At 68.5% G+C, this 6040-nt stretch carries 5 protein-coding genes; 3 read left to right on the forward strand and 2 right to left on the reverse strand.

From position 1 onward, the window contains the following. Positions 1–844, reverse strand: an 844-nt coding sequence (locus F8271_RS29265) for a non-reducing end alpha-L-arabinofuranosidase family hydrolase (protein ID WP_192580511.1), incomplete at its 3' end; no start/stop codon positions are given. Between the two features lie 376 nt (positions 845–1220). Here F8271_RS29265 and F8271_RS29270 point away from each other — a divergent pair. Beyond that, positions 1221–1910 (forward strand): TMEM175 family protein, encoded by a 690-nt coding sequence (locus F8271_RS29270; RefSeq protein ID WP_151493063.1) that lies wholly within the window; start codon positions 1221–1223, stop codon positions 1908–1910. 70 nt (positions 1911–1980) lie between these two features. Here the strand turns inward: F8271_RS29270 and ilvC are convergent, their stop codons facing one another. Next, positions 1981–2994 (reverse strand): ketol-acid reductoisomerase, encoded by a 1014-nt coding sequence (gene ilvC, locus F8271_RS29275; RefSeq protein WP_151493064.1) that lies wholly within the window; start codon positions 2992–2994, stop codon positions 1981–1983. 311 nt (positions 2995–3305) lie between these two features. On the opposite strand from ilvC, the gene F8271_RS29280 reads away from it, so the two are divergent. Then, a complete protein-coding gene (locus F8271_RS29280) occupies positions 3306–4178 on the forward strand; it encodes an alpha/beta fold hydrolase (RefSeq protein ID WP_151493065.1) in 873 nt (290 codons plus the stop codon). Positions 4179–4276: 98 nt separating this feature from the next. Then, positions 4277–5917 carry a fatty acyl-AMP ligase gene (locus F8271_RS29285; RefSeq protein ID WP_151493066.1) on the forward strand — a complete coding sequence of 547 codons (1641 nt, stop codon included), beginning with the start codon at positions 4277–4279 and terminating at the stop codon, positions 5915–5917. The last annotated feature ends 123 nt before the right edge of the window (positions 5918–6040 follow it).

Consider the following 6040-nt stretch of genomic DNA (forward strand, 5'->3'; position numbering starts at 1 on the left):
CGGAGTTCATGGTGTTCTGGCTGGCGGAGGCCATCTCGGACCAGTTCGTGAACAGGCTGAAGTTCATCGATCCCCATCGGGTGCCGGTGTCGTGGGTGGTGGCGTAGACGAGTTGTCGGCCGTTGTAGGGCGCGACGGTGAAGTCCTTGAGTGACACCCAGCCGGACTTCGGGTTGGCCAGCACACCGGTCGAGGACCAGCGGTACGTCGACGGCAGGTCACACGTGCCGCTCGGTGGTGGCGTGGTCGGGTTGCCTCCGCCGTCGACGCGAACGAGTTGCCACTGCTGATTGCTGCCGTTCCAGTCGTCGTACTGCACGATGTTCCCGCCGTCCGCGGTCGAGGCACCCTGCACCTCCACGACCTTGTTGCTGTTCCGGTTGATCAAGCGGATGTAGCCGCTGTCGGAGTCGGCCAGCCGGAACTGCTGGTTGGTCCCGTTGCCGTCGGTCCACTGCACGATGCTGGCACCGTTGGCCGTGGAGAAGTTGTAGACGTCCAGCACCTTGCCGGACAGTCGCGACTTCAACCGGTAGTAGCCGCCGCCGGAGTCCACGAACTGCCACTGCTGCTGGTTGCCGTTGTTGCGCGCCCACTGCGTGATCCGGGCGCCGTCGTTCGTGGCCAGGTTGTACACGTCCAGGGCCTTGCCGCTGTTGCGGTTGACCAGGACGTACCACGCGTTCGTGTCGACCGTCGCCGCGGCGGCGGGCGTCGACACCGCCACCGCGGCGGCACCACCGACCACCAACGCGGCCACGCCGGCGCTGACGAGTCGCAGCAACCATCCGCGACGCCGCCCCGAGGGCGGTGTGATCGATGGAGACCTATCCAAGGCAGACATGATCCTCCTCCAGTGACCAGGAGCCGAACGGTTCACCCGAGGCGGGCGCACCGTGTCGCGCGGCCGGACCCATGCACCGGGAATGTTCGCGTTAACACGACCCCCTGCACGTCCAGACGCACGTCTGAATCGGGGTTGACGAAGCAGGCTTGCCCGGTAAGCCGCGGGTGTCGTCGCCCTTGTCCATCGACTGTGAGCGATAACATGCTGTTCGTCAAGTCGTAATCCGCACGGAACACCGCCCGTTCGCACACCACGCCGACGGCGGCGGGCTACGGCGCCCGGGGTCGCCGAGGTTCCCGCCGCGACCCGGACCCGGGCGAGGAATTCGGTGATCGTGGTTAGTCGGCCGGTGCCTGGCTGTTAACCTGCGGCAATGTCAGCGGCTTCGGGAAACGTCCCACCCGGCCGACCCGGACCCGATCTGGCCGACACCGGCCGGGTGGCGGCGTTCAGCGACGGCGTCTTCGCCATCGTCATCACACTGCTGGTGCTGGACCTGCGGGTGCCCGACTTCCACGAGGGCGACCTGGCCGATTCACTCGTCGACGAGGCCCCGTCGTTCCTGGCCTTCATCGTCTCGTTCATCTACATCGGCGTTCTCTGGCTCAACCATCACGCGGTGCTCCGGCTGGTCCGTGGCAGCACCCTCGCGCTCGGCTGGATCAACCTCGCCATCCTGTTCGGCGTGGTTGTCATACCGTTCCCGACCGCGGTCCTGGCCGCAGCCCTCACCGACGGTGATCGGGATGACCAACGGGTGGCCGTTGTCATGTACTCGGTCGCGGCGGCACTGATGTCGGCGCCCTGGCTGGTGTTCTTCGCGTATCTCCGCCGCCATCCGGCGCTGCACGGAGATCATGTCGACCGGGAGCAGGTCCGCGCGCAGGAGGCGCGACCGATCACCGGGCTCGTCCTCTACGGCCTGGCCGGGCTCCTCGGCTGGTTCGTGAATCCCGTGCTCGGACTGATCGGCATCGTCGTGATGATCGTCTACCACGGCGTCACGAGTGAAGGGATCCGTCCCGGGTTGCTCCATCGGCCGCGGATCCGCCACCAGGACTGACCGGTCCACGACCGATGGTCCGGGTCGCTGGTGGCGGAGCCGCGCCGATCGGCGGTGCGTCCCGCCCGGATCAGGCGGTCTCGGTGATCGGCCGGTCGACCCAGCTCATCATCGCTCGCAGGGCACGGCCGGTCTCCTCGATCGGCTGGGCCGCCGCCTGCTCCCGGTACCTGCGGAAGTTGGGACGGCCGGCATCGTCCTCGGCGATCCACTCACGGGCGAACTCACCCGACCGGATCTCCGCCAGGATGCGGACCATCTCCTCCTTCACGCGAGCGTCGATGACTCGCGGACCCCGGCTGTAGTCGCCGTACTCGGCGGTGTCGGAGATGCTGTACCGCATCCGCGCGATGCCGCCCTCGTACATCAGGTCGACGATGAGCTTCAGCTCGTGCAGGCACTCGAAGTACGCGATCTCCGGCTGGTACCCGGCCTCGGTGAGCACCTCGAACCCGGTGTTCACCAGCGCCGTCACCCCGCCCGCGAGCACCGCCTGCTCACCGAACAGGTCGGTCTCGGTCTCGTCGGCGAACGTCGTGCGGATGGCGCCGGCCCGGGTGCCGCCGATGGCGGCCGCGTAGGACAGGGCCAGCGGGAAGGCCCCTCCGGTCGCGTCCTGCTCCACCGCGACGAGGACCGGCACCCCCTTGCCGTCGACGAACTGTCGGCGTACGAGGTGCCCCGGCCCCTTGGGCGCGATCATCGCGACGTCCACGTCGGCGGGCACCTTGATGAATCCGTATCGGATGTTGAAGCCGTGGGCGAACAGAAGTGCGTCACCGGCGCGCAGATGCGGTGCGATCTCGTCCGCGAACAGCGTCCGCTGCACGGTGTCCGGCGCAAGGACCATGATGGTGTCGGCCCATTCGGCCGCCTCCTGCGGCGTCCGCACGTCCAGACCCTGTTCCTGCGCCTTCGGACGACTCCGAGACCCCGTCGGCAGACCGACCACGACCTCAACGCCCGAGTCGCGCAGCGACAATGCGTGCGCGTGCCCCTGACTGCCGTACCCGATGACGGCGACCTTGCGCCCTTGGATGATCGACAGATCGGCGTCCGCGTCGTAATACATGTCGACTGTCATTCTTTTCCTCTCCAGACCACCACTTCCGACCCTCACGGCCTGGATGTGGGGCATCCAGCGCACGGCCGGCCGTCAATTACCGACGGTAGCCCGGGGCGAATGTAAGAGGACTTGACGCCGAGTGGCATAACGGCTCGGTGCGGGGCCAGCGCCGGTCCAGTACGCGTCCACTCGTGTTCCAGTCGGCCGGCCTAATCTTTCCCGAATATGCGAGCCTGGCCGTTCTCAGGATTCCGTTCCGGGCCGCTCAGAGGCGCTCCAGACGCGTGCACCTCACCCCTTCGGTTCACCATCTTAGGAGTCTCCGAGCAATGAGCAACCTCGATGAGGGCGTCCACAGCTTCACGGTCGACGGCACCCGCCAGGTCTACCACGTCGCGGGCACCGGACCGGTGATGATCACCCATTCCGGCGGCCCCGGGGTTGACTCGTCCTACCTGCGATCCGCTCGTTTGGAAGAGCACTTCACGATGGTCTACCCCGAGCCCGTCGGCACCGGCGACTCGGGCCCACTTCCCGCCGGCGCGACCTACGTCGACACCTACGTCGACTTCCTGCACGCCCTTGTCGACCATCTCGGCGTGCCTCAGGTGCACCTGCTCGGCCACTCCCACGGTGGCTTCGTCGCCCAGCGGTTCGCCCTGCTGCACCCCGAGCGCGTTGCCGGTCTCGCCCTCTACAGCACCTCCCCGACCACGACCCCGGACTTCTGGGAGGCGGAGCGGGCCGCTGCGGCCGCCTACCCGCAGCGTCATCCCGACGTCCCGGAGGCCGCGCAGGTACTCGAGGCGATCGGGCGGTCCGAGCCGGCGCAGACCGACGAGGAGGCGACCAAGAACCTCAGCGCGATCCTGCCGGTGTACTTCGCCGACTGGTGGGGGCGCCGTGCCGAGTTCAAGCACCTCCAGGACAACATCAGGAGCTGGATCACCCGGTTCGACTCGTACGAGATCGACTACCGGGCGGAGTTGCCGAAGATCGCCGCCCGCACGGTGATCGTGACCGGTCGGCACGACTTCATCTGCGGTCCGGTCTGGGCGGAGATGCTCCACGAGGGCATCGCCGGTTCGCGACTGGTGATCCTGGAGAACAGCGGTCACTTCGGCCAGATCGAGGAGCCCGACGAGTTCCTCGAGGCGGTGACCTGGTTGTTGCGTGGGCCGGCGCCGCAGAGCGGCGAATAGGTTCCCGGACCCGCCTTTCCATCGCCCGCCGGGCGCACGGCGCACCGCCGGCGTACGCCGATCCGGCCGCGCCGTGGCAATTCACCGAAGGAAAGATCATGCAGGAGAATCTGGCAAGTCTCGTTCGGCTCCTGGAGCGCAACGCCAGGGAGCACGGCGACCGGCCGGCGATACGCGTCGGGCGGCAGGTGCTCACCTGGGCCGAGGTGGACCATCGGGCCCGTGCCGTGGCCGGCCTGCTCAGCAGGTCCGTCGCTCCGGGAGACCGGGTCGTGTTGTCGTTCCCGACCGACGTGGACTTCCTGCCGGCCCTGTTCGGCTGCTGGTACGCCGGGGCGATTGCCGTTCCGGTACCACCTGGCCGGGCCGGGGAACGCGCGGCCGCGCACGCGCAGGCGTCGATGGTCGTCACCACCGACGAATTCGCCGAGGTGTTCCCCGGCCGACACGTGACGGTGGACCAGGCGCTGGCGGCGAACCGGACGGCGGAGGGGGCCTCTCACGAGGTGGCGCTGCTGCAGTACACGTCGGGCTCGACGGGGTCACCCAAGGGCGTGCTGGTGACGCACCGCAACTATCTCGAGAACCTGCGGATGCTCGACGAGTTCACCCGGTCCGTCGCGCCGCAGATCCGTGATCTGCAGATGGTCTGCTGGCTGCCGCACTTCCACGACATGGGCCTGGCGTTGATGATGTTCACGGCGCTGCGGGCCGGAACGGCGACCATGATTCCGCCGATCAGCTTCCTCAAGGACCCCGCGGGTTGGCTGCGTGCCATCGGCGAGGTCGGCGGGAACCTCACGGCGGCGCCGAACTTCGCCTTCGACCTCTGCGTACGGCGGGTTCCCGCCGAGGAGGCGGCCCGCCTCGACCTCAGTTCGATGCGGCTCGTCCTGAACGCCGCCGAACCCGTGCGGGCGGACACCCTGCACCGGTTCGCCGAGCACTTCGGTACGGCCGGCTTCCGCCCGGAGGCGATGGCGCCGTGTTTCGGGCTGGCTGAGGGCACCGTGTTCGTCAGCGGTGTGCGCTACGGCGGCACGCCCCGGACGGTCCGCTTCGACCGGCAGGCCCTGCAGACCGGCTTCGCCATCGAGGAACCCCTGGCGGGGCGGCCGCTGGTCGGCTGCGGTCGGCGCGCGGAAGGGCTCACGGTGCGGATCGTCGACCCGGACACCCTGGTCGAGCGACCGCCGGGCGTGCTCGGCGAGATCTGGGTGCACGGGCCGAGTGTGGGCCGCGGCTACTGGCGCAGCGAGAACAGCTCCGCCGTCTTCGAGGCCCGGATGGCCGGTTTCGACGAGCAGCCGTACCTGCGCACGAGCGACCGGGGCTTCCTCTGGGAGGGAGAGCTGTTCGTCACCGGCCGGCTCGCCGACGTGATCGACCTGGACGGGCGGCTCCTGCACCCCGAGGACGTCGAGCACACCGTCGAGCGCAGCAACACCGCGCTGCACGGGCGCCGGTGCGCGGTGGTGCCGTACGGCGAGAAGGGCGACCGACTCGCGGTCGCTGCGGAGGTACGGCTACCGCTTCCACTGGACGCCCCGCGACAGGCCGAGTTCGAGTCGGTGATCCGCGAGGCGGTACGCGCCGAGCACGGCGTCGAGGTCGACGTGATCGTGCTGGTGCCCACCGGCGCCCTCCCGGTGACCACCAGCGGCAAGGTCCGGCGCGTGAAGGCCCGCGCGCTGGTCGCCGAGCTGCTGCCGGCACCCGCCGACGACGTCAACCGCTAGGAGCGTGGGTCAGTAACGCTTCGTTCGGGGTGGTCGGTCGTTGACCAGTCGTGGGTAGTGCGAAGACGTTTCGGCGGTTCGATCCGGATCAGATCTTGTTGTTGCCGCCGTCGTTGGACGAGT

This window comes from Micromonospora sp. ALFpr18c (assembly GCF_008868155.1).
GTDB lineage: Bacteria > Actinomycetota > Actinomycetes > Mycobacteriales > Micromonosporaceae > Micromonospora.

Coding starts and splice junctions, on each gene's coding strand:
- F8271_RS29270 (WP_151493063.1), top strand. CDS start 1,221: ATGTCAGCGGCTTCGGGAAACGTCCCACCCGGCCGACCCGGACCCGAT.
- F8271_RS29285 (WP_151493066.1), top strand. CDS start 4,277: ATGCAGGAGAATCTGGCAAGTCTCGTTCGGCTCCTGGAGCGCAACGCC.
- ilvC (WP_151493064.1), bottom strand. CDS start 2,994: ATGACAGTCGACATGTATTACGACGCGGACGCCGATCTGTCGATCATC.
- F8271_RS29280 (WP_151493065.1), top strand. CDS start 3,306: ATGAGCAACCTCGATGAGGGCGTCCACAGCTTCACGGTCGACGGCACC.